The 23,185-nt window shown below is 62.8% G+C and carries 20 protein-coding genes; 16 read left to right on the top strand and 4 right to left on the bottom strand.

Features of this window, described 5'->3' with window-relative positions; translation table 11 throughout:
• Positions 1–37 precede the first annotated feature (37 nt).
• The 4 genes from SB772_RS20175 to SB772_RS20160 all read left to right on the top strand — a co-directional run bounded on the left by SB772_RS20175 (position 38) and on the right by SB772_RS20160 (position 3,363).
• On the top strand, positions 38–1,045 hold the full coding sequence (locus tag SB772_RS20175; RefSeq protein ID WP_410834976.1) for an ABC transporter substrate-binding protein: 1,008 nt from the start codon (positions 38–40) through the stop codon (positions 1,043–1,045).
• 81 nt (positions 1,046–1,126) lie between these two features.
• Complete coding sequence (locus tag SB772_RS20170; protein WP_410834975.1) at positions 1,127–1,948, top strand: ABC transporter ATP-binding protein; 822 nt, start codon at positions 1,127–1,129, stop codon at positions 1,946–1,948.
• Positions 1,949–1,974: 26 nt separating this feature from the next.
• The gene (locus SB772_RS20165; RefSeq protein ID WP_410834974.1) at positions 1,975–2,844 is read left to right on the top strand and encodes an ABC transporter permease; all 870 of its coding nucleotides are present in this window, start codon (positions 1,975–1,977) and stop codon (positions 2,842–2,844) included.
• Between the two features lie 183 nt (positions 2,845–3,027).
• Positions 3,028–3,363: a hypothetical protein gene (locus tag SB772_RS20160; protein ID WP_410834973.1), complete on the top strand. Its 336-nt coding sequence runs from the start codon at positions 3,028–3,030 to the stop codon at positions 3,361–3,363.
• 14 nt (positions 3,364–3,377) lie between these two features.
• Here the strand turns inward: SB772_RS20160 and SB772_RS20155 are convergent, their stop codons facing one another.
• The gene (locus tag SB772_RS20155; protein WP_410834972.1) at positions 3,378–4,790 is read right to left on the bottom strand and encodes an ATP-binding protein; all 1,413 of its coding nucleotides are present in this window, start codon (positions 4,788–4,790) and stop codon (positions 3,378–3,380) included.
• On the bottom strand, positions 4,787–5,452 hold the full coding sequence (locus tag SB772_RS20150) for a response regulator transcription factor (RefSeq protein ID WP_410834971.1): 666 nt from the start codon (positions 5,450–5,452) through the stop codon (positions 4,787–4,789). The genes SB772_RS20155 and SB772_RS20150 overlap by 4 nt, the downstream gene beginning before the upstream one ends.
• 363 nt (positions 5,453–5,815) lie before the next feature.
• Here SB772_RS20150 and SB772_RS20145 point away from each other — a divergent pair, with 363 nt between their 5' ends.
• The 9 genes from SB772_RS20145 (at position 5,816) to SB772_RS20105 (ending at position 20,108) form a co-directional block, all read left to right on the top strand.
• Positions 5,816–7,876: a PepSY domain-containing protein gene (locus SB772_RS20145; RefSeq protein ID WP_410834970.1), complete on the top strand. Its 2,061-nt coding sequence runs from the start codon at positions 5,816–5,818 to the stop codon at positions 7,874–7,876.
• A 75-nt stretch (positions 7,877–7,951) separates the two neighbouring features.
• On the top strand, positions 7,952–10,858 hold the full coding sequence (locus tag SB772_RS20140; RefSeq protein ID WP_410834969.1) for a TonB-dependent siderophore receptor: 2,907 nt from the start codon (positions 7,952–7,954) through the stop codon (positions 10,856–10,858).
• Between the two features lie 47 nt (positions 10,859–10,905).
• The gene (locus tag SB772_RS20135; RefSeq protein ID WP_410834968.1) at positions 10,906–11,700 is read left to right on the top strand and encodes a hypothetical protein; all 795 of its coding nucleotides are present in this window, start codon (positions 10,906–10,908) and stop codon (positions 11,698–11,700) included.
• Between the two features lie 25 nt (positions 11,701–11,725).
• Positions 11,726–12,754, top strand: a complete 1,029-nt coding sequence (locus SB772_RS20130) for an ABC transporter substrate-binding protein (RefSeq protein ID WP_410834967.1) — start codon at positions 11,726–11,728, stop codon at positions 12,752–12,754.
• A gap of 164 nt (positions 12,755–12,918) precedes the next feature.
• Positions 12,919–14,217 (top strand): ATP-grasp domain-containing protein, encoded by a 1,299-nt coding sequence (locus SB772_RS20125; RefSeq protein WP_410834966.1) that lies wholly within the window; start codon positions 12,919–12,921, stop codon positions 14,215–14,217.
• 10 nt (positions 14,218–14,227) lie between these two features.
• Positions 14,228–16,927, top strand: coding sequence for a CoA-binding protein (locus SB772_RS20120; RefSeq protein ID WP_410834965.1), 2,700 nt, complete (start codon positions 14,228–14,230; stop codon positions 16,925–16,927).
• A gap of 438 nt (positions 16,928–17,365) precedes the next feature.
• Entirely contained in the window at positions 17,366–17,536 is a 171-nt protein-coding gene (locus SB772_RS20115; RefSeq protein ID WP_410834964.1) for a hypothetical protein, read from the top strand.
• A gap of 633 nt (positions 17,537–18,169) precedes the next feature.
• A complete protein-coding gene (locus SB772_RS20110; protein WP_410834963.1) occupies positions 18,170–19,264 on the top strand; it encodes a type IV toxin-antitoxin system AbiEi family antitoxin in 1,095 nt (364 codons plus the stop codon).
• Positions 19,245–20,108, top strand: coding sequence for a nucleotidyl transferase AbiEii/AbiGii toxin family protein (locus SB772_RS20105; protein WP_410834962.1), 864 nt, complete (start codon positions 19,245–19,247; stop codon positions 20,106–20,108). Before SB772_RS20110 ends, SB772_RS20105 begins: the two co-directional genes overlap by 20 nt.
• A gap of 216 nt (positions 20,109–20,324) precedes the next feature.
• On the opposite strand, the gene SB772_RS20100 is transcribed toward SB772_RS20105, so the two are convergent.
• Positions 20,325–20,978 (bottom strand): TetR/AcrR family transcriptional regulator, encoded by a 654-nt coding sequence (locus SB772_RS20100; protein ID WP_410834961.1) that lies wholly within the window; start codon positions 20,976–20,978, stop codon positions 20,325–20,327.
• 434 nt (positions 20,979–21,412) lie between these two features.
• Here SB772_RS20100 and SB772_RS20095 point away from each other — a divergent pair, with 434 nt between their 5' ends.
• The 3 genes from SB772_RS20095 to SB772_RS20085 all read left to right on the top strand — a co-directional run bounded on the left by SB772_RS20095 (position 21,413) and on the right by SB772_RS20085 (position 22,512).
• Complete coding sequence (locus SB772_RS20095) at positions 21,413–21,661, top strand: hypothetical protein (RefSeq protein ID WP_410834960.1); 249 nt, start codon at positions 21,413–21,415, stop codon at positions 21,659–21,661.
• 39 nt (positions 21,662–21,700) lie between these two features.
• Entirely contained in the window at positions 21,701–21,907 is a 207-nt protein-coding gene (locus SB772_RS20090) for a hypothetical protein (protein ID WP_410834959.1), read from the top strand.
• A gap of 155 nt (positions 21,908–22,062) precedes the next feature.
• Positions 22,063–22,512, top strand: coding sequence for a hypothetical protein (locus tag SB772_RS20085; protein ID WP_410835119.1), 450 nt, complete (start codon positions 22,063–22,065; stop codon positions 22,510–22,512).
• 232 nt (positions 22,513–22,744) lie between these two features.
• Here the strand turns inward: SB772_RS20085 and SB772_RS20080 are convergent, their stop codons facing one another.
• The gene (locus tag SB772_RS20080) at positions 22,745–23,053 is read right to left on the bottom strand and encodes a hypothetical protein (RefSeq protein WP_410834958.1); all 309 of its coding nucleotides are present in this window, start codon (positions 23,051–23,053) and stop codon (positions 22,745–22,747) included.
• Positions 23,054–23,185 lie beyond the last annotated feature (132 nt).

Genomic DNA, 23,185 nt, shown 5'->3' with positions numbered 1-23,185 from the left:
GCACGCAACCCTATTCGATATTGGAGGAGAACATTCGATGAAACGCACTGTCCTGCGTATTGCTGCCGGCGCGATCGCGCTCGGCGCCCTGGCCCCCGCCGTGCATGCGAACGAGAAGATCACGCTGATGGTCGGCGGCGTGGAAAAGCAGATCTACCTGCCTGCCACGCTTGCGGTTCGGCTCGGCTATTTCAAGGAGCAGGGCCTCGACGTCGAGCTCGTCAACGAGGCCGCCGGCGTCGACGCCGAGAACGAACTGATCGCCGGTGCGGTGCAAGGCGTCGTCGGCTTCTACGACCATACGATCGACCTGCAGGCGAAAGGCAAGTACATCGAGTCGGTCGTGCAGTTCAGCCACACGCCGGGCGAAGTCGAGCTGATCGCGACGAGGCTCGCCGGCAAGGTCAAGTCGCCCGGCGATTTCCGCGGCCTGACGCTCGGGGTCACCGGGCTCGGCTCGTCGACGAACTTCCTCACGCAGTATCTGGGCGTGTCGCACGGCGTGAAGACATCGGAAATGACGTCGCTCGCCGTCGGCGCCGGCAGCACGTTCATTGCCGCGATCAAGCAGGGCAAGATCGACGGCGGCATGACGACCGAACCGACCGTCTCGCGTCTCGTCAACGGCGGCGACGCCAAGGTGCTCGTCGATCTGCGCTCGCCGGAAAGCACGCAGACGTGGCTCGGCGGGCTCTATCCGGCGGCGAGCCTCTATATGGAGAATGGCTGGGTGCAGTCGCACAAGGCGACCGTCCAGAAGCTCGCGAACGCGTTCGTCAAGACGCTGCGCTACATCGACACGCACAGCGCCGACGAGATCACCGCGCAGATGCCCGCCGACTACTACGCGGGCGATCGCACGGCTTACGTGAAGGCGCTGGCCAACGGCAAGGTGATGTTCATCCCGGACGGCCGCATGCCGGACTCGGGCCCGCCGACCGTGCTCAAGGTGCTTTCGTCGTTCGATAAGGCGGTGACGGGTCACAGGATCGACCTGTCGAAGACCTACACCACCGAGTTCGTCAACGCGGTGCAGACCAAGTAGCCGCGCAAGGCGCGACGGTCCGGCAGCGGGTCGTCGCGGACGCATCGTCGATTCCAATCTGGTCCCAAAGGTGGTAACCAAATGGCAGTTTCCCTGGCAACCGTGCAGCAACCCGTCGTCGCTTCGAACGACGTACCGGCGATCGAACTCGACCGCGTCAGTCGCCGCTTCGTCAGTCCGGAAGGCAAGGCGATCATGGCGCTGCAGAATTTCACCATGAGCGTCGCCAAGGGCGAGTTCTGCGCCGTCGTCGGCCCGACCGGCTGCGGTAAATCCACGACGCTCAGTCTGATCACAGGCCTCGCGAAGCCCAGCGCGGGCTCAGTCAGGATATGGGGTAATCCGGTCACCGGCATCGATCGTCGAATCGGCTTCGTGTTCCAGTCCGACGCGGTGTTCCCATGGAAGAGCGTGCTCGACAACGTCGCCGCCGGCCCGCTCTATCGCGGCGAAGTCAAGGCGCGGGCCTACGAGCGTGCAATGGAGTGGATTCGCCGCGTCGGTCTCGTGCGCTTCGAGCGTCACTACCCGCACCAGCTCTCGGGCGGCATGCGCAAGCGCGTCGCGCTCGCGCAGACCTTCATCAACGAACCCGAAATCCTGTTGATGGACGAGCCGTTTTCCGCGCTCGACGTGCAGACCCGTACGCTGATGCAGGACGAGCTGCTGCATCTATGGAGCGCGAACGGCGCATCAGTGGTGTTCGTCACGCACGACATCGAGGAGGCCATTGCACTCGCGGACAAGGTATTCGTGCTCACGTCGGGCCCCGCGACCGTCAAGACATCGTACGAGATCGACCTGCCGCGCCCGCGCGACGTTGCGGAGGCGCGTTATTCCCCCCGCTTTATCGAACTGTCGCGCCAGATCTGGAACGATCTTCGCGACGAGGTCCACATTTGAGCGCCCCAGGCGCATTGAGGAACAGCATGAATACCCCTATGACAGGAACCGCCCCGCTCGAGATCGAGCTGCGTGAGGTGGAAGTACGGGCGCAGGCAAGCATGCGCCGACGCCGGACCCTCGTGCATGCGTTGCGGTTGGCGGTGCTGGTCGTGACGCTGGGCGGCTGGGAGTTCGCCGGGCGCCTGGGCTGGATCGATCCGTTTTTCTTTTCGACACCGTCGTTGATCGTCGCGCAGATCTGGCAGTGGCTCACCGAAGGGACGTCGCAAGGCCCGCTGTGGGTGCAGGTGCTGGTGACGCTCGAGGAGACCGGGCTCGGCTTTCTGATCGGCAGCGTCGGTGGTGTGGTGGCCGGGATCGCGCTCGGTCGCAACAAGCTGCTCGCGGATGTGTTCAGCATCTACATCAAGGTCGCGAACTCGATCCCGCGCGTGGTGCTCGGCTCTGTGTTCATCATTGCGCTAGGTCTTGGCATGGCATCGAAGGTGGCGCTGGCGGTCGTCATGGTGTTCTTCGTGGTGTTCGCCAATGCCTTCCAGGGCGTGCGCGAGGCGGATCGGAACCTGATCGCGAACGCGCACATCCTGGGTGCCACGAAACGCGAAGTGACGATGACGGTCGTGCTGCCGGCCGCGATGAGCTGGATCCTGGCGAGCCTGCACGTGAGTTTCGGGTTCGCGCTCGTGGGAGCGGTGGTCGGGGAATTTCTCGGCTCCAGGCAAGGCATCGGGCTCCTTATTTCGACCGCCCAGGGAGCATTCAACGCGGCCGGCGTGTTCGCCGCGATGATCGTGCTCGCCGTCGTCGCACTGGGCGCGGAGTTCGTGCTCACGCAGTTCGAGAACAAGCTTCTCAAATGGCGCCCGCCGCAATTCTCCGACGCGGGTCACTGAGCTCCGCGCGCCGGGCCGGTCCGCGCGCCTGACGGATCGGCCCGGCACCCGCCGTTCGCGCGCCCGTCGCCGCGCCGCGCTTCTTCCCACCACGCCGGCTGGCGTCCGCAGGTCGCGTTCGCGCCCAGCGTCACGCTGCCGACCGGCAACGAGCGCCTCGGCCTCGGCGACGGGCATGCGCACTTGCTGCTACCGCTGTGGGTGCAGAAGACGATCGGCGACTGGACGACGTTCGGCGGCGGCGGATACGTCGTCAACCGTCATGGGGGACAGAAGGGCTGCTGGACCGCCGGCTGGGCCGCGTTGCGCAAGCTCGGCGACAAGCTCCAGCTCGGCGGCGAAGTCTTCTACACGGGGGCGGCGAGCGTGGACGATCCGTCGGCGGTCGGCTTCAACCTCGGCGGCATCTACGGGCTGACCGAGCACGACCGCCTCCTGTTCTCCATCGGGCGCGGCATCACGCACGTGAGCGACACCAACCGTTTTTCTTACTACGTAGGCTATCAGCGCGACCTGTGACGCACGCGACGCGCTCAGGCCGCGCCGGTGGCATGAAGTGCGGCAGCGGTAGGACCGGCGTTGTTGGTTGCCGTTGCGGCAGGGATCTCGAAGACCATCGACAATCCGCGGCCTCCGGGCCCGGCTTCGGCGAAAATGCGGCCGCCGTGCAGCTCCACGAGACTGCGGCAGATAGCGAGGCCGAGGCCGGTGCCCTTGTCTTCGCTGCCCGGCCGATTGACGCGCACGAAACGCTCGAAAATACGTCCGCGCTGATCGGCCGGCACGCCGGGCCCCTCGTCCTCCAGGCGCACCTGCCAGCACTGATTCATCAGGGTGGAGCGCAACGTGACGCGGCATCCGGTGGGCGAAGCCGCCAATGCATTGCTAAGCAGGTTCAGCAGTATCTGGCGTATCCACTTCGGCTCGATCGCGACCAGCCCGCTGCCGTGATGGGTCAGGAAGAAGCGCTGTTCCCGGTATTCGGCGAGCACGTGCGCGTCCTGCGCGAAGCCTTGCAGGAACGGTTCTGGGTCCTGCGGCCGCAGATCGAGCGTAATCGCGCGCGCGTCGGCGCGCGACAGAAACAGCAGATCCTCGATGATGCGGTTCAGATGCGTGAGCTCCTTGAGCTGCACCTGCACCGCGTGTTCCTGCGCGGGCGTCAACTGGCCGTCGACGACGAGCTTCTCCGCCTGCAGGCGCACCAGGGTCAGCGGCGTCTTGAGCTCGTGCGACGCCTCGGCGGTAAAGCGGCGAATCTGGTGGAACGACTCCTCGAGGCGGTCGAACATCTGATTGAGCAAGCGCGCGAGGTCCGAGATCTCGTCGCGCGCGCTGGACACAGGGATGCGCTCGCTCAGGTTGTCCGAGTGGATGCGCACCGCCGTGTCCTGGATCAGCCGCAGCGGCCGCAGCGCCATCCGGCCGAAGCCGTAGCCGATCACGCTGCTAACCGCGATCATCACGAGCAGCAGCCCGTAGAACGTATGCTCGTAGCCGCTCATCACGTCGCGCACGTGGCGCTTCGATGTCGCGACCACGGCGGTATACGGTCCGAGCGCGAACTTGCCCGCGCGCAGTTCGCCGAAGCCGTCGACATGGACGTTGAACGCCTGAAGACTGGGCGACGGCGTCATGTCGAGCGCGCGCAGCGCCGGCGACCGAAATACGACCGAGCCGGCGGGGCCGTAGATCTCGGTGAAAAAGAGTTCGAGATTGTCACTCGTCAGCGCGTCGACGCGCTGACGCAACGCGGCCTCGGGCGGCTTCGCGCCGAGCGCGGCGACGCCCGCGCGGATATGTTCGAATTCCGACTGGTTGAGCAGATCCAGCGCGCGGATCGCGTGGCTTTCGATGATATACCGCCCGGCGAGGAACAGCGCCGCGAACGTCGCGGTCGACGCGAGCACGTAGCAGATCGCGAGGCGCGCACCGATGGTTTTCATAGCAGCTGATAGCCGACGCCGCGCACTGTCTTGAAGAGCGGCTTGCCGAGCGGCACTTCGAACTTTCCGCGCAGGCGGCTCATATAGACGTCGAGCAGGTTGGTGTCGACGTCGTAATGGGATTCCCAGATCTTTTCCGCGATCAGCGTGCGCGTCAGGATGCGGCCGGGATTCTGCAGAAAGATCTCGAGCAACGCGAACTCGCGGCTTGTCAGATCAATCGGCTTGCCGTTCAGATGAACGGTGCGGCTTAGCAGGTCGAGCTTGATGCCCTGATGCTGGAGCACGGTTTCCTTGACGGACGATTGGCGCCGTAGCAGCGAGCGCATGCGCGCCAGCAACTCTTCGATGCTGAACGGCTTGGGCAGATAGTCGTCGGCGCCGACGTCGAGCCCTTTGATCCGGTCTTCCACCGCATCGCGCGCGCTCAGGATCAGCACCGGCTCGTTGAAGCCGGCGCGGCGCCATTCGCGCAGCAGGTCCAGGCCGTCGCCATCGGGCAAACCGAGATCGAGCACGATGACGTCGTAATTCGATTCGCACAGCGCTTCGCGCGCTTGTGCACAATTCTCGACCCACGTGACCGTATATGCGCGTTCGGTTAGCGCTTGCTTGAGGAACAGACCCAGCTTGCGCTGGTCTTCGAGAATCAGGATTTTCATAACGAAACCGCGTGTCAGGGACATCTTCAGGCTAGCGCATGCGGATTGCCGTGACAACCAATGCATACCCGGGAGAGGCACTACGGAAGGCACCTGCGGAACTGAGCCCCCTGGGGTAAAACACGATTTCCAGCGTCGTTTTTTCCAAAGGAGCACGCAAAAGGGATGCGCCTGACACAACCCTCCCAGGGCAGACGAGCACTGCATGCACACCGATGCGAATCACACGCAATCGAATGTGAACGCGTTTCGAGCGAGGCGGGGCGAATCAGTGAATACCCCTGCACTCCGCCAAAATTCAGGTTTCATTCAGGTTTGAACGCAAAGATGATAGTCACCAACCCTCGACGTTTAGCAAACCTCATGAAACTCGATTTCCGTCCTCTACTCCTGCGGATTCATCGTTGGTGCGGCTTGACCGTCGGACTCGTGATTCTGCTGATGGCGAGCACGGGCGCATCGATCGTGTTTCGTCCCGATCTCGAGCCCGTGCTCAATCGCGATCTGCTGACCGTGTCGGCCTGTACGGCGCGCGTGCCGCTCGACACGCTGAGCGCAAATGCCGCCGCATCGCGGCCCGGCGCGACGCTCGATTATGTCCGGCTCGTGGCGGGCAAAGAGGGCGCGCCGCGCATGCCGTCCGCGATGGTGCGCTTCACCGATCAGTATTTCGTCTTCCTGAATCCGTGCAGCGGTGAAGTGTTGGGCGAGCGTTCGCGCTACGGCGGCCTGCTCGGCACGATCGAGCAGATACATCGCTTCCGCTTCATGGAGCACGGCAGCCTGATTACCGGTACGAGCGCGATCGTGTTCGGTCTGCTGCTCGTGATCGGCGGCCTCGCACTCGGGTGGCCGCGCACGCGCCGCGGCTGGCGAGACGCGTTCACGCTCCGGTCCGGCTCGTGCAGCCACGTGTCCGCGTATCGCCTGCATCGATCGGCCGGCGCCTACGCGAGCGCAATTCTGCTGTCGATGGTGCTGACTGGCCTGCCTTGGGCGTTCGACTGGTACGCGTACGGCATCTATACGATCGTCGGTTCGCCGAAACCCGCGAAGGCGCCGAAGTCGGCCGTGCCGTCGAGCGGCGCGCCGCGTCTGCCGCTCGAAACCTTCTGGCGCACCGCGCAGTCGCTGTCGCCCGATCCGCAGGATGCGCTGCTGCACATCCCCGAAAAGCCCCGCGACGCCGTCGAGATGTACCTGATCGACCGCGACGCGCCGCATCCGAACGCGCGCACGATGCTCTTCATGGACGCGTATACGGGCAAGGTGCTGCGCTTCGTTCCGTATGCAAGGAGCGGTCTCGGGCACAAGCTGTATTTCTGGGCGCTGTCGTGGCATACCGGCGCGGTCGGCGGCGTGTTCGGGCAACTGCTCCTGCTGTTCGGCGCGCTGTCGGTGCCGGTGCTCGCATACACCGGGATGCGGAATTTCTTGCGCCGCAAGCAGCGTCCCGTATTGAACGACGTGCGGCTCACGGTGCGCGTCGCGAAAAAAACGATCGAAGCCGACGGAGTGTGCGCGTTCGAGCTGACAGATGCGGCAGGGCGCAAGCTGCCGCCCTTCGCGGCGGGCGCACACATCGACCTCTACCTCGGTGACGGTCTCGTGCGTCAATATTCGCTTTGCAACGATCCGCGCGAGCGCCATCGCTATTTGATCGCCGTGCTGCGCGTCGAACGATCGCGCGGCGGATCGGCGGCGATGCACGATCGCGTTTGCAAAGGCGATTTAATCGAGATCGGCCTGCCGAGTAATCGCTTCGCACTCGACGAATCGGCGCCGCGCTCTCTGCTGCTCGCGGGCGGCATCGGCATCACGCCGATCGTCGCGATGGCCGAGCGCCTCGCGCGGCGGGGCGCCGCTTTCGAGCTGCACTATTGCGCTCGCTCGCGCTCGCGCGCGGCGTTCGTGCGGCGTCTCGCGCAAGCGCCATTCGCGGGGTGCGTGCGCTACCACTTCGGCGACACTCGCGCGGAGCAGCGGTTCGACTTCGAGCGCACGCTGGACAGCCAGCCGGCGGCGACGCACCTGTACGTGTGCGGTCCCGCCGGCTTCATCGATGCCGTGTTGCACGCTGCGCGGCAACGCGGTTGGCCTGAGCGGCAACTGCACTGCGAGCGCTTCGCGTCTAATGCGCGCAAGCCCGCGGTGACGCACGCGTTCGACGTCCAGCTCGCCAGCACGGGCAAGGTGTACCGGATCCCCAAGCACAAGACCGTCACCGCATCGCTGGCCGAGCACGGCGTCAGGATACCGACGTCGTGCGAGCAGGGCGTTTGTGGAACGTGCGTCACGCGCGTGATCGCCGGCGAGGTCGAGCATCTCGATTGCGTGCTGACGGATGCGGAGCGCGAGCGACATGGGCATTTCACGCCGTGCTGCTCGCGCGCGAAGGGCGATCTGCTCGTGCTGGATATCTGACCTCGCAGCGGACGCGATGCGCGTGGCGACCGGCTCGGACCGAATATCGACACTACAACAAATCTGGAAGTGACCGTGATCAGAAAGACGATGGTAGCGATGGCCGTCCTCGCCATGTTTTCCCCCGCGCTCTACGCGCAGGCCGACGGCGGTCCGCGCGCGAACGCGGAAGTGTCGCAGCCCGGACACGCGCAAACCTATGCGCAGCAGCTCGTCGATCGCACGGTCGCGCGGCACCCGGAACTTGTCGAGCTGGACATTCACATGCGTCCGCCGGGCGGGGCGGCTAGCGTCATCGTCGCGGCGAAATCGGCTGGCCGGATCGGCATCAAGTCGGATCCGGACGATCTCGATGTGGTCAAGACAGGCACGCCGTTCGTTGAAGTGAACAAGCGCGGCGATCAGAACGTCGAGGTGCATCTGCCGTTGCTCGACGTCACGCGCAAGGTGATCGGCGAGCTCGAAGTGACGTTTCCGTACCCGCCCGGATCGGGCCTCGACAAGGATGCGCTGATCCGCAGCGGCGCGCTGATCCGTGACGAATTGAGTCGGCAGATCCGCTACGGGGTCGAGCTCTTCGATCCCGTGCTCGCGAACACCGGCATTCCCACGAATCCGTACGCGCAGACACTCGTCGACGACGTGATCCGCACGCGCCGCGACGTGATGGTGCTCGTCATGCACGTCGAGCGGCCGGGCGGCAACGGCGACTATCCGATCATCGCGTCGAACATCGGGCGCATCGGCAAGCCGGCCGACGCGGGCGACCGGCGCGTGATCGAGACTGGTAAGCCGCAGATCGAGATCGGCTCCGACGGCGACCGTCTCGAAGTGGAGTTGCCGCTGCAGGATGCCGGGGGGCGCACGATCGGCGCGCTCGCGGTCGTGATGCCGTATCGGACCGGCGACGATGAGTCGGCGTTCGTGAAGAAGGCCGAGAAGATCCGCGACGACCTGCGTGCGCGGATCCGCGACGTGGCTGCGCTGTACACACCGCAGCGGCTCGAGCCGGCGACGTCGGTGATCGCGACGCAGATCAGCGAGGACGCGCTCGGCAACAAGGAATCGCTGCCGATGACGAAGGAGGTGATGGGCGCTGCGTCGCTGCAGACCGCGCAGGAAGGCGTGACCGATGCGGTAAAGAATCAGGCCGGCGTCGCGCCGACGAACTCATCGGGCAGCCCCGCCGACGCGGCGAGCATTCGCGGGATCAAGGTCAACCTGTTCGCGAACTACCGGCTCAACGGCGGCCTGCCGACCGCGAACGTGATGTCGGTGCCGGCGGAGAACAAGCAGCGTGTGGAGACGCTGAAGGGCGCGAACGCGCTGATGTTCGGCGTTGCAAGCCCCGCGGGCATCCTCAACATGGTCACGAAGCGCGCGCCGATGGACAGGGACGTTGCATCGCTCGCCCTGCTCGGCAACTCGTTCGGGCAGATCGGGATAGCGGGCGACGTGAGCCACCGGTTCGGCAGCGAGAAGCAGGTCGGCCTGCGTGTGAACGCATCGGACACGCATCTCGAGAACGGCGTGCACGGCGCGTCCGGGCGGAGCTGGTTCGGGAGCGTCGGCGCCGACTGGCAGGCGACCAATCGGCTGCACTTCGAGTTCGATCTCGAAACCTATCGCAAGGAGGTCGTCGAACAGGGCAGCATCAGCTTGCCGAAGGCCGTGAACGGACAGGTGACGGTGCCGCGCGTGCCCGATCCGCGAAATCTGCTGTCCGGCCCGTGGGCGACCTTCTCCGCGAAGACGACGAACGTCCAGGGGCGCGTCGACTACGACATCGCGCCCGGCTGGAAGGCGCTTGCCGAGATCGGCCAGTCCGACTCCGACCGTTCGCGCCTGACGACCCGGATCGGCGGCTACGACGTGTTCACCGGCGCGGGCGGCATCCCGACCGTGAACACCGTGACGCAGATCTATTTCAACAAGTACAAGCGCGCGGAACTGCTTGGCAAGTTCACGACGGGTCCGCTCACGCACGACATCACGTTCGGTGTGGCGCGCAGCGAGCGGATCGCTGAGACGCCCGTGCAGAACACTATCGTGCTGCCGGTGCGCGTCAACATTTTTGATCCGATCGCGCTGCCCGCGCCGGTGCCGACGAAGCCGAACACGTCGCTGCCAAAGCAGATCAACGCGGATACCGGTCTCTATACCTACGATATCGTGGGCATCGGATCGAAGTGGAAGTTCCTGCTCGGCTTCCGCGAGAGCCGCTCTTCGGCGAATGACGGTGTCGTGTCGTCGTCGACGTGGGTCGGGTCGCCGGCGTTCGGCATCCTCTACGACGTGCTGCCGACAACCACGCTGTTCGCGAGCTACATGAAGGGCCTCGAGGACGGCGGCGTCGCACCCGTGAACGCGAAGAACGCGTATCAGGTCCTCGCGCCGGCGGTGTCGACGCAATATGAATTCGGCTTGCGCGATCACTACTTCAAGTGGCTGCAGGTGAGCGCTTCCGTATTCGACATCAAGCGCGCGAACGCCGTGACCAATTCAACGACGCAGATCTTCGCGAACGACGGCACGATCGAGTACCGGGGTGCGGAAGCGGTGCTTACGCAAACACTGTCGCGGCAGTGGTCGCTGACCGAGGCGATCCTGTACATGCACGCGGTGCAGAACCCTGTCAGCGACAAGTCGATCAGGGGCCTCACGCCGGAGAACACGCCGAAGTGGATCGGCAACGTCGCGCTCACGCACCGGCCGTCGTGGCTACCCGGCCTGTCGCTGACGGCGCGCATGTCGTTCATCGCGAAGCGCCCGGTCAACCCTCAGAACCAGGGCTACATCCCCGGCTACACGATCTACTCGCTCGGCGCGAGCTACGAGACGCGGATCGGCGGCAAGCACGTCGATTTCAGGCTGGCCGTCGAGAACCTGTTCAACAAACGCTACTGGAACTCGGTGCAGACCGGCACGCTCGGCACCGGGATGGACCGCAGTGTAAAGGCGGTTGCCAAGATCGATTTCTGACGCGCGGCACGGCGATTTTTCTCACATCACTTTCGACGGACTCTTTCATGAAACCCAATTCGATTCGTACCTTCGGCCGTGCCATCGCCGCCGCCGTCGCGCTGACGGGCGTGCTGCAAGCCGGCGCCGCGAGCGCGGCGGTGCCCGGGGACGGCGACGCGCTGTCGCTGATCATCACGTACCAGACCGCGCCCGCGAACCGGCCGGCGCTGCGCCACGAGCTCGAGCAGTCAACCGCGCGCGAACTCGCGCGCTGGAAGCACGACGGGCACATCAAGCAGTACAACCTGCTGTTCAATCGCTATGCCGATTCGGACAACTGGGACGCGATGGCCGTGCTGACGTTTTCGACGCCAGCGGATCTGTATCGCTGGCGCGTGGTCGAGCGCACGCGGCCGGCCGCGCTGTCCGGAAAGGCGCTCGCGGTCACGACATCGATCCACACAACGCCGGTCGATGCGAAGCGCGCGGAGGCGCTCGACGCGAAGTTGCCGAATGCGGTGTACGTCGTCATTCCGTACAAGACGCTGGTGTCGGCCGGCGAATATGAGAAATACGCGGACGGCTACGTGATCCCGCAGTTCAAGGGCTGGATGGACGAAGGTGTGCTCGCCGGCTATTCGCTGTATACGAGCCAGTTCCCAGCGGGCCGCCTGTGGAATGCGATGGTGCTGCTCCAATACAAGGACGAGGCCGCGCTGAGCGCGCGCGAGTCCGTGGTCGCGAAGGTGCGCGAGCGCCTGAAGAGCAGTCCGGAATGGAAGGCGATCAGTGACAGCAAGAAGAACGTGCGGACCGAGGAGCAGGTGGTGATCGCCGATCCCGTTGCCGTGAATCAATGACGAATCCACTCGCAGGGAATATCCGATGAAAAAGCTCACACTCGCTCTGTTATCCGCGTGCGTCGCCACCAGCCACGCATCGGCCGCCGAACCGGCCGCGCTCGCCGTGGACGCGGCGCCGCAACGCATCGTCCTGCTCGTCGACGAGATCAAGGCAGTCCGCAATTTCCCGGTCGTGCTCGCGGAACGACTCGGCTACCTCGACGACGGCAAGACGACCGTCACGCTGATGAACATCCGCGACGACATGTCGACCGCCGACATGCTGAAGGACGGCCGCGTCGACGCCGTGGTCGCCTACTACCATCACAACGTCGTCAATCAGGCGCACGGAATCAACACGGAGGCGGTTGTCACGCTTGGCGTGACGCCGGGCGCGAAGGTGCTCGTCGCGAATCAGGCGAAGGACAAGTACAAGAGCGCGGCCGACCTCAAGGGCGCGCGCTTCATCGCGGGCGGCGCTGGCTCGTCGAAAAGCACGGTCGCGAATGCGCTCGTACTAGCGGGTGGCAACGGGATCGACGACTACACCCGCCTCGGCACCGACGGCAAGGAGAAGAACGTCGACGCACTGCGCGACGGTGCGGCCGATTTCGTCGTCGCACCGACGCCGGACGGTGACGTCTACGAGGCGAAGGGGGTCGCGACCGTGTTCGCGGATCTGACGACGGTCGATGGCACGCGCCGGAGTCTGGGTACGCTGTTTCCGTCGAGCACGGTCTACATGTCGAGCGCGCGCGTACACGCGCATCCGGAAATCGCGCGGCATCTCGCGGGAGCGTTCGTGCGTACGCTGCAGTACATCAACGCACATACGCCGGAGCAGATCATGGCCGTGATTCCGCCGGAAATCGTCGGAAAGGACCGCGCTGCGTATCTAAAGGTGCTGAAACAGGAGATCCCGATGTTCGCGAACGACGGCCGCATGCCGGACGACGGCGCGACGAAGGAATGGCAGGTGCTCGCCGCGGCCAACCCGGCCTACGCGTCGGTGAAGGTCGATCGGACCTATACGAACGCGTTCGTCAATGAAGCGTTGCGTGCGCCGCACTGATTCTGGAGATGAACGCGGCGAACGCGTGGGCGGCGACGCTGCTCGCCCGCGGGTTTTGTCGCGGTAAGGAACTCGGTGGAAATACGACCGCTATACCACGCTGCTTATGTCGAGGCATTCAGCGCCGGTTTTCATATCGTAACGACTTTTCAGGAGACTTACCCATGCAAATCACCGGTATGTTGCACGGCTCGCGCCTGCTGCAATTCGTCGGCTTCCCGGCAAGCGAGGTTGTGGGGCCGGGCGCCAGCGAAGAAGAGATCAAGGCACTGATCGACAGGCACAAGCAGGTTTTCGTCAAGCCTGTCTTTAAGGGCGGAGTCGGAAAGAAGGGGAAGGCGGGATTGCTCGGCCGTGCGTCCGACCTCAAGACAGCGTTGGCCGAGAAGGAGCGGCTGTATTTCGCCGAACACATCGCTCGACATCTGAAAGCGAAAGCAAACGGCGTGACATTCGAAGCCGGCGTGCCGGCGAAGCATGAGGTCTATTTTTCGATCACCGATTCCACCCGTTTTCGGGCACCGACCATGACGCTCTCGCACATGGGCGGCATCGATATCGAGGACGTCGATCCGAAGCATGTGGCGATGGTGCCGTTCGACGCGCTGACTGGCCTGAAGGCTTTCGTCGTCGCGAATGCGCTCAGCGAAATTGGCGCACCGAAGGAAATCATCTCTTCGCTCGTTCAGCAGTTGCCAAAACTCTGGGAGCTCTTTCACGACTTCGGCATGACCACGCTGGAGCTGAATCCGATCCGAATGCGCGAGGACAAACAGGGACGCCTGACGCCTGTTGCCTGCGACTTCAAATGCGGCTTCGATCGCGACGATCCGCGCTGGACGCGTCTTGGACTTCCGGCGCATCTGTTCGCCGCCGATTACTCGGATTTCGAGCAGGAGATCAATCAGCTACGCACGCACCAGGGGCAGAGCGACGTGTATGTGATCAACGAGAAGGGAACGATCCTCGCGCCGACGTTCGGCGGCGGCGCCAATTCGCTCGTCACCGAAATGCTGGGCGATGCCGCGATCATCTCGTCGGACTTCGGTGGCAACCCGCCTTACGCAAAGATGAAGGAAGTAGCACGTATCTGTTTCAGGCACTGGCTCAAGCAGGCGAATGTGCTTTTCATCATCGGCGGCAAGTCGAACAACACCGACATCTACGAGACGCTCCGCGCGATGGCCGACGCGTTGCGCGAGCACTTCAGCGAGCACGGCCCGACGCCGCTCTATGTCGTGCTGGGCCGGGGAGGGCCGAACCTCGTGCGGGGCATGTCCGCGCTGAGAGACACCTGCGATTCGCTGGGTCTGCCTTATCGGCTGTTCGGATTCGACTCCGACATCAGCGAAGTCATTCAGTACGCACGCGAGGCGGACGCATGGATGCAGGCCGGCGGCCGGGCAGCGATCGCGGCCCGGATCGGTGCGGCCGCGACGGAAACGCAAGCGGTTCATGCCTGAGGAGATCGACATGTACAAGCAAGGCAATAACCCGTTCAAGTATTTCGTCGGCATCAATTCGCTCGCGCAGATCGCCTCGCGCGAAGATCGCGTTTGCGTGCTCAACATCCTGGGCGGCGAATCGTCGGATGTCACTCCGGTGAGCCATGCGTTCTCGGGCGGCAATGTCGTTTTCGGAACTGCGCCGGGCAAGGGCGGACAAGTGCTCAAGACCGCACTTGGCGACATCCCCGTGTACAACAACGTTCGCGAGGGTCTGGAGGCGGGGCACCGGTTCAATTGCGGCGTTGTCTATCTGCCGCCGTCGGCGGCTCGCGACGGCGTCGCGGAACTGATTCGCGTCAATCCTGAGTTGCGCAGGATCTTCATCATCACCGAGAAGATCGCCGTTCACGACGCCCGCGAAATCCGCGCGATGGGCCAGCAAGCGGGCATCGACATTTTCGGGGCGAACGGACTCGGTGTGGCCGACTCGTGGAATCGGGTGAGAATCGGCGGGGCGCTTGGCGGCGACAATCCGGACGACTCGTTGCGCCAGGGGTCCATTGCGATCTTCTCCAATTCCGGCGGCTTCAGCACGACCATCGCGCAGTACTTGCGCATGAGCGGCTGGGGTACGTCGACCGTCATTTCGAGCGGCAAGGATGTCTATATCCACTACGCCGCGCCTGAATTTGCGTTCGCGCTCGCGAACGATGCGCGCAGCAAGGCGGCGGTGCTTTACTGCGAACCGGGCGGCTACTATGAGGCCGACGCCACCTTCACGAAACCGGTCGTCGCGTGCGTCGTCGGTCGATGGAAAGGCCGCCTGACGCGCGCGGTCGGCCACGCGGGGGCGATGGCTGGAGGGGCCGACGATGCACGGGCCAAGGAGCGCTGGTTCATGGAGAAGTTCGGCGTGGATCGGCTCTTCGCACCCGACGATCCCTGCTGCTCGGCGAAAGGCGCCGTCGTCGTGAACATCGCGCATATCCCGGCGGCCCTGACGGCCGTGATGCGCGCCAACGCGATGATGCCCGACTTCGACCCGGAGGGCAGCCTCGCGCTCAAGCCATGGTTCGGCTCCGATCAGGGCATCGCGCTTCCTTCCAGCCTTGAGATTCCGGTGGTGGAGGCTGTCGCGCCATATAACGAGCAGGTCTCCCTGGTCAATCGCCAGGTCGGCGCGATTGCGCCGCGTCAGCCGCTCAAGGACGCATCGGGCGCATCGCAGATGGATGCGAAGACGCAGGTGAGCAGTCTGCACGGTACGTCGATGCTCGAAGCGGCCACGCGCTCCATCGAAGCGAACGTCTGCCTTGCCCTGCTGCGCGAATTCGGCGGCGAGAACGACGCGAAGCTGATCAACGTTGCGGTCGCCGCCTGGGTCAACCTGCATGGGACACCGGAACTCTCCGCGGCGCAGGCCGCCCGCGAAGCCGGCAACGCACCGAACGCGGTGCTGGCAGCGGCGGCTTCGATCGTCGGGCCCAATCGTCAGCGCGCGGCGCGGGACGCGGCGAAACTGCTGATCGATCGCTTCGCGGCTGTCAACCTTGCCAACGCGCTCGATGAGACCTTCGACATCGGCCAGATCGACGCGAGCGGCTGCGAGGCGTTGTTCTCGGACTCCCGCGACCCGCGCGCCGATGCGATGCTCGCAGGACTCGCTCATCGTGGTGCGAAGTCGGTATTTATTCGCTGGCTCGTGTCCCGCCCGCTTCACCCAACGGCGGACGCGGTGCTGGCCGCGATCACCACGACGCTGGCGTGGGGGCCTCTCAAGCGCAAACGTATTTCGCGCATTACCGCAGAAAGCCTGCCCTGGTGGACCATGCTGTTCGGCACGATGATCGGGGCTTCGGCGGACGCGTCGCGACATGGTCCGGACGTTTTCTGCGGCTTGCCGAGCGCAAAGCTGCTGACCGAACACAGCCTGACCGAAATCTGCTTCGCGGCGCTGCTCAACCTCGAGCCGGGCCCTGATGACCTGTTCGCGTTCAGGACGCTCGTCGGCCTGCTGCTCACCAACGGTCCGGGAGCTATCTCGGCACAGGGGGCGAAGGGCGCGGTGTCCGCGGACGGTCCGGAAAGTCCCGAGCGCGTGCAAATCAACAAGGCGATCGTCGGCTTCCTTTCGCATACCGGCTATACGCATGGCGGCAACGGCTACGAAGGCATCGCGTTTCTGCTCGAAGCGTTCAGGGACAGCGGCCTCGATGATCCGTCGAAGCCCGGCCAGGGTGTGGATCTCCAGTTGCTCGCCGAGCGTTCCGTCCAGCGCTATGCGAAATACAAGGCCGGGCAAAAAAACGCTGGCAGCCTCGACATCGCCAAGCTTCCAGGCGTGAATCATCCGGTTTTCAAGGACAGACCGGTCAACCACGATCCCCGTGAGGTGTTCATCGCCGACCTGTTCGGCAAGCGTGGCGAATACAACGCGTTTCATGCTTACTATCGCGAGCTAGTACAGGCACTTTTCGACGCGGGCGTGTCACGCAACGTCTATTGCGTCAATGTCGATGCGGTGATCGCGGCGCTGTTGCTGAAGATGCTTTGGCAGCCGCTGCGACGTGGAGAGTTCAGCGAGTCCGACCTGGAAACCGCGGCCTTCACGATCTTCCTCTACCCGCGCATGTTCGGATGTGCGGCGGAAATCGACGATCACCTCAACCGCGGACGAAACATGGACACGCGCACGCCCGCTTCAGGGTGCCGCTTTGTGGCGTGAACGCGCGTGCCCATTGATAACGGATGGGCGGCGCGAACTGGCCCCGTCCTGCGCCGCATGGTGTCGCATGGTGTCGGGCGATCGACAATTCAACGTCGATCGCCGGGTTCGATGTGGCGTTGCACCGTCGGCTGCATTGACTCCCCAGCGAGCCACCTCTGTTCTACTATCCCTTCCGCCGGCTCGTCGCCGTATTGGGCAAGGCCGTTGCCCCCGCAATTTTGCATAATTAAAGTGACCATTTCTCGTGAACCTTTAGTTCAAATTGCACGCTGTCGGTTGCCGCCCGCCTGTCTGTTGACTCCGCCACTTGAACACGCGGCGCCGCCGACCAGCGCGCTACGTCGTCCGTGATGCGCGAGGTGAGCGAAGCAGGATAGGGCGGCGCATTCATGGCGACGACCGTATTTCGCAAAGAACATGTCGCAGCATTACGCAATGAAGCGCAAGGGCCGACCTGCAAGATATTCGCCGACCTTGATCGGAAGGTCAGGAGTGGTCGAAGGCTGCGATTGCGACGAGATAAAGGAACGCATTGCCGAGATCGCCTGGCCGGCGCAGCAGTTCGTCAGCGAGTTCTCGCTAAGCACGGTGGCCCATGCGGCATAGTGGTGGAGAACCAACTTGGCTCCGTATGCGGTGCGCGGCTATCGGGAAAGATGCTGGGCGCGCGGCGACTACGCCTCCACGAACTCGAATTTTCATGTACTCAAAAACGTACTCATTTGACGTCGGCTTATCTCGTGGAACGCAGCATCCCCCTATGCGCCCCAGAAATGAAAAAGCCCGCAAAAGCGGGCGTTTTCATGAACAGCAATCCAGCAATTGATCTGGACCTAATTTTCTCTGCCCAGGAGAGGACTCGCATTTGTCTTGTAGTGCATTGATTTTTAATGACATTTTTGTACTCCGAGCTCTACGGCGTGCTCGTTGATGTACTCACTCGCGGTTTGCTGTAAAACCTGTCGTTTGTTGCGCAAATGCAACGCTGGATCAATGACGTCCTGGAGTCTACAGACCTCCGTTCGCGGGCGCGTCGCGTCGAAGCCTGAAGCCAGAGACAGCGAAGGTCATTTCGGTCAACGATCTTCGGTGCCGGCAATGTAGTGTTTAGTGTTGGGAGCGCGAGCTTGTTCAGGCGGGATTGCCGTTCAAGAAGTATGAACAGGAGAAATAGTTGAACGACGGAGGTCTACTGTTCATAATGTCAGCGTGTTCACATTTTCTGAACAAGCATACTTCATGAACGCCGATCCGTATGACCTCCCGGGTTTCGACCGCCCGACCCAAGCGCTGCTCAGCCGGATCGTTGGCGCCGTGACCGGGCGAGGACGCATTCCATTGCATATCATCGACTTTTATCCTGGCGGGAGAAAAGCTGGGCCAGCCGGAGAGGGGCGACTGACGCTCGATGTGAACGGTGTGATCCAGCAATACACGCTTGCGGCCAGAGGCCGGATAAGATCGCGGGAAGAAGTGAACGCGCTTGCGGCGATGAACCACGCCGCGGCTTTTCCAGTCCTGCTGACCACTGCCTGGTTGACGCCCGCGTTAGCGGACGAGTGCGTCGAGCACGACCTGCAGTTCATCGATCTGGCTGGCAATCTGTACGTGCATGCGCCTGGCCAGTACATGCTTGTAACCGGCAGGCCGGCGAATCCCGAGATCAGGCGTCTGGGATCGGGATCGGGGAAGCCCGCCAGTTCCGCGAGCGCCTCTGCGCTCAGGATGATTTTTGTGTTGTTATCTGCTCCAGAGTTGCTTAACCGTCCATACCGGGAAATTGCGGCAGCGGCGGGTGTGGCGCTTGGCACCGTTGGCAGTGTGCTGGACGACCTGCGTGAGCGCGGCTTGCTGGCGGGCACGGACGACCGGAGATTGCTCGATCCTGCAGCGCTCAGGCAAGAGTGGGCGATCAACTATCCGCTGCGCCTGCTGCCGAAGCTCAACGTGCAACGGTTCGCAGTAGCCGATCCATCGTGGTGGCAGCATGCCGGGCTTCCCGCAGGGCAGGCATGGTGGGGCGGGGAGGTTGCTGCTGCAAAACTGACCGGGCAGCTTCGGCCGGCCGCGCAAACGCTCTATGTCGAACCCACGGCAAGACCGGCTGTGACGATGGCACTCGCGAAGCGTCACCGCTTGCGTGCCGATCCCGCCGGCACGCTGGAAATCATCGATGCCTTCTGGCATCTCGACGAGGCACGGATGGAAAAAGTGACGGCGCCACCTTTGCTCGTGTACGCAGATCTGCAGCGTACGAGGGAACCCCGCAATGCGGAGGCTGCGGTGTTGATTCGCAACCAGATGGAGCAGGCGGATGACTCCAGTCCATCTTAAGACGCCGCTGCCGGAAGGAAAGCAGGTTCTGCTGACAGTCATGGATCGCGTGGCCCGGCTGACGAACCTGCGGTACTTCGTTGTCGGCGCGACGGCGCGCGACATCCTGATGTATCACCTCCACGGATTCGCTCTCAACCGCGCCAGTCCCGACATCGATTTCGCCATGGCCATCGAGGACTGGACCGTGTTTGAGGCGCTCAGGGCGGCGCTTCTTCAGGAGCCAGGCTTCCGGGCGGACGCGAAGGTCCTGCATCGGCTTCACTATTCGCCAGCCGTGGGAGATGGCTTTCCGGTCGATCTGGTCCCGTTCGGCGGCGTCGAGATCTCTCCCGCGCAAGTGGCGTGGCCTCCGGACATGGCAATCGTGATGAACGTAGCGGGCTACGCCGAAGCGCTGGATAGTGCGGTGACCGTGTGCATCGCAGATCACTGCGAGATCCCCGTTGCATCGATACCGGGTCTCGTGATGACGAAATTGATCGCGTGGCTGGACCGTGGGCGGTCCAATCCGAAAGACGCGGTGGACTTCCGGTATCTGCTGGAAAATTATGCTGCTGCAGGCAATGTCGACAGGCTGTATGGAGAAGAGTTGCCATTGCTGGCCGCGTGCGATTATGTGTTCGAGCGGGCCGGTCCGAGATTGCTGGGATTGGATATAGCGTCTATCGCTTCCGCGCAAAGCAGGCAACAGATCGTCGGCATTCTGGCTGCCCCCGAACTGCATGATCGGCTGGTGATGCACATGCTGCGGGGCGAGTCTCACTACGGCGACGCGGTAGGGGAGATTGAGAACCAGCTTGCTGAATTCAGGATCGGGCTGATGGATTGGCCCGGGCCGTGATTTCCTGACTGTACCCGAACCGGCGCCGAGGGGAAATGGTTCGCCGCCGCGAAAGACGCCGGCCTGCTCGATCTGGCGGCGTCAGGCTGAATGTGCGACGGCCTTCAGAGCGGTGTCGTACTGCCTGCGGCAAGCCGCGCCTTTCAACCGCGCGCGCTTGGGCAGTGAGTTCTCAGCATCGCGGACCACAGACTCATGGCAACAGGTCGCGCGTGCTCATTCGTCAGCCTTGCCGAGGCCACTCCATACGACCTTGACAGCCTTGCGGAAGGCATGCAGTTGCGACGGGTTGTCTTCACTCCAGCGAAGGAAAATAACCAGACCCTGGCAACTGGACAGGATCAATGCGCCACGCAATTCGCGTTCTTCCATCGACAGTGCCGGATTGAGTTCGCCAACGAGCTTCGCAAAGAGCCTCGTGAACTGCTTCTGTATCTCTATGAAGACATCGCGCGCGAACGATTCATGCAGCGCCAATCCCCAGCTTTCGAAGATGGCTGCAGGCAACCCGGGTTTGACAAACTCGGCGAAAGCGTCGTCGATGATCGCTTCGAGCCGCGCCTGCGGGGAGCGGTTTCTGTTTTCGGCAAAGCCCCGAAAGCGTTCGAAGTACCGCTTTGCGACCTCCTCGATCGTGGCGCGCAACAGCGCTTCACGGGTCGAAAAATAGTGCTGTAACGTGCTCAGGCGAATGCCCGCATCATTGGCCACGCGGTTGATCGTGTACCCCGCATAACCCGCCGCGATCAGCACGTTGATCGATACATCGATGATCTCGGGCACCCGGCTCTCCCGATTGCCGCGCCGTCTCGTGAGTGTCGCGGTACGTGGATCAAATATCGCTGCGGAAGTGAGGGTCAGTTTTTTCACGTGCACTCCGTTCTGAGGCGCTAACTGTCTCGCTGTTTGGCGCAAAGTTCGCGTCTGGCAACGGCCCGTGGGGTCGCGCCCGCCCTGTGCGACAACAATCAACGTTGCGGTTCTGCGCTTTCCGGGCATCGCGTTGAGAGTCGGCGGCGCGACTGCGCGGTGGTTGCTTCGGAAATCGCTCAACTTAATAGGTTATCTAACCTGACTTAAGTATAGGTTGAAAAACCGATTTTTGCCAAACATCGACACGCCAAATGTCCAATAAAACAACGTCTCGACGGGTCTATATCGTTTACCCTTGCCACCCAAATTAGAGGTTGCTTTATAGGTTATATAACCTATATTTGACGGTAAGGTAACCGACAAGACGTTGCAATGTTCCAGCCACGAATTGGCGGGACACGATGGTGGCGCCGCGGTGAGAGGAGAGCGAGATGGGTTCCGGCAAGATGTGCTTGCGATCGCTGGTCGCAAAGTGGTTTGGGCACTCTGCGGTGATGACGGTACGCGTGATGGAGTTCAGTCGCACACCATCGGATCGAAGGCGCTACGTGCGCATCGGCGTGGTGCGGCCGGACGGAAGTTTGACCATCGTTTTCTTCCGGCACGATGACGGTTCGTGGAACGTGTTCCCGGCAAAGGCGAGCACGCCGGCGATGCGCGCTTACCCGCTTGCAGCATGAGCGATGGGTCGCTAGTCGGGCGATCTCAGGAGAAACGGAATGAACATCCTGGAATTGGCGGCGGATGCTGGAATGCTGGTCGTACTTGACGGCAGAATCGGTCGCACCGAGTACCGAAGCGTCCATGGAACCCTGGATGCGTTTCAGCGTTTTGTTCACGCGTTGGAATCGGCACTGGTGAATAGCGAGGAGTCCGATTGGTCTCAGTGTCGAGGCAGCCTGTGCGCGGAGTCTTCGTCATCTTGAAGAAGTGGTGCCGGAGCGCCACGATAGAGACCTTCACGCTGACTCGGAATGCGTATCTGGCCGCTGGCCATGAAACTGGAGCGGGTGCAGAACAAGCTGGTGCCGGATCGAGTTCGCTCACACTGAAGAGCAAGCTCAACTGGATGGAGAGACTGATGAAGGCTTCCGCAATCTACGCCTGGGTGACGGTGCTTACTGCTATCGCCGCGGCGCTCCCTCCGGTCTCGTCCTATGCCTACGCGCTCGATCCGCAACTCGACTGTCGATCGAACGCACACGCGTTCATCGCCCCGCTTCTGAAGGACCAGTATATCGATCCGAAGCCGATGCGCGTCGAAGCGAACTCGGTCAACGCATTTCGACCGGCGCACGACAGCAACCTGACGGCATTTGGCTTTCGCGTCTACGCCGTCCTCGGATATAAACACGACGATGCACTGTTCAAACGCGGAGATGGCCAGCCTGTTACGGACTCAGCCTACGGCGTGGTAGTGATGGGCCCCACCGAGTCAGTAGAAGCGCACGCGCGCCAGGCCGGCAGCGGCGCTGTCATTCATCAAGTAATCCCCCTCTTGCTAACGGCCATTTTCTGCAGCGGACCGTGACGCGCTCAGCGTAGGCCAAATTAATTCTGTCGCTCCGGACTCTCCGTGGCAGAAGGGAATCGCCGATCGGATTGACAATTTTGCTTCCACTCCGAACGAAATAAAGCCGTCACTTCGCCTCAGTCCGAATTAAATTTGCCACTTCGCATCGCATACCGCTGTCAGGACGCGACAAGGTTTTCCGGTCTGGATATCGCACATTTCTAACGCTAGATAAGCCGTTTCGCGACGGTTAGGCGCGCGCTTTGGCGGCGAGGAACACCAACTCCGACTTCGGTTCGACGCGTCTGGGCATGGGATTGCCCCCGAATCTGGTATAGGCAAAAATCGTGAAGACAGCCCCTCGCAACTGCATGCCTTCCGCAAGGCTGTCAAGGTCGTATGGAGTGGGCTCGGCAAGGCTGACGAATGAGCACGCTCGACCTGCTGTTATGAGTCTGTGTCGTCGTGACAGAACAATTGTCGCCGCGCACATGCGCGTGTCGGTCATCTCATGGGCGACCACCCAGCCGAACGTGGACCAGGCGGTCGAAGCCATCATCGGGGCATGGCGCCGGGTGGCGGCCAATGCATCGAGTTTGGTGCGATAACACGCGCTTCGCCAGATCCACGCCAATAGTCGTAATCTTCATTGCCGACTCTCCTGTCCCTTGCAGCGGGAACAACGATTTCC

It is taken from the genome of Paraburkholderia sp. SIMBA_030 (assembly GCF_046535245.1).
Lineage (GTDB): Bacteria > Pseudomonadota > Gammaproteobacteria > Burkholderiales > Burkholderiaceae > Paraburkholderia.
This window is presented reverse-complemented; position numbering and strand designations above follow the sequence as displayed.

Coding starts and splice junctions, on each gene's coding strand:
- SB772_RS20175 (WP_410834976.1), top strand. CDS start 38: ATGAAACGCACTGTCCTGCGTATTGCTGCCGGCGCGATCGCGCTCGGC.
- SB772_RS20170 (WP_410834975.1), top strand. CDS start 1,127: ATGGCAGTTTCCCTGGCAACCGTGCAGCAACCCGTCGTCGCTTCGAAC.
- SB772_RS20165 (WP_410834974.1), top strand. CDS start 1,975: ATGAATACCCCTATGACAGGAACCGCCCCGCTCGAGATCGAGCTGCGT.
- SB772_RS20155 (WP_410834972.1), bottom strand. CDS start 4,790: ATGAAAACCATCGGTGCGCGCCTCGCGATCTGCTACGTGCTCGCGTCG.
- SB772_RS20150 (WP_410834971.1), bottom strand. CDS start 5,452: ATGAAAATCCTGATTCTCGAAGACCAGCGCAAGCTGGGTCTGTTCCTC.
- SB772_RS20145 (WP_410834970.1), top strand. CDS start 5,816: ATGAAACTCGATTTCCGTCCTCTACTCCTGCGGATTCATCGTTGGTGC.
- SB772_RS20135 (WP_410834968.1), top strand. CDS start 10,906: ATGAAACCCAATTCGATTCGTACCTTCGGCCGTGCCATCGCCGCCGCC.
- SB772_RS20130 (WP_410834967.1), top strand. CDS start 11,726: ATGAAAAAGCTCACACTCGCTCTGTTATCCGCGTGCGTCGCCACCAGC.
- SB772_RS20125 (WP_410834966.1), top strand. CDS start 12,919: ATGCAAATCACCGGTATGTTGCACGGCTCGCGCCTGCTGCAATTCGTC.
- SB772_RS20120 (WP_410834965.1), top strand. CDS start 14,228: ATGTACAAGCAAGGCAATAACCCGTTCAAGTATTTCGTCGGCATCAAT.
- SB772_RS20115 (WP_410834964.1), top strand. CDS start 17,366: ATGAAGCGCAAGGGCCGACCTGCAAGATATTCGCCGACCTTGATCGGA.
- SB772_RS20110 (WP_410834963.1), top strand. CDS start 18,170: ATGAACGCCGATCCGTATGACCTCCCGGGTTTCGACCGCCCGACCCAA.
- SB772_RS20105 (WP_410834962.1), top strand. CDS start 19,245: ATGACTCCAGTCCATCTTAAGACGCCGCTGCCGGAAGGAAAGCAGGTT.
- SB772_RS20095 (WP_410834960.1), top strand. CDS start 21,413: ATGGGTTCCGGCAAGATGTGCTTGCGATCGCTGGTCGCAAAGTGGTTT.
- SB772_RS20090 (WP_410834959.1), top strand. CDS start 21,701: ATGAACATCCTGGAATTGGCGGCGGATGCTGGAATGCTGGTCGTACTT.
- SB772_RS20085 (WP_410835119.1), top strand. CDS start 22,063: ATGAAGGCTTCCGCAATCTACGCCTGGGTGACGGTGCTTACTGCTATC.
- SB772_RS20080 (WP_410834958.1), bottom strand. CDS start 23,053: ATGATGGCTTCGACCGCCTGGTCCACGTTCGGCTGGGTGGTCGCCCAT.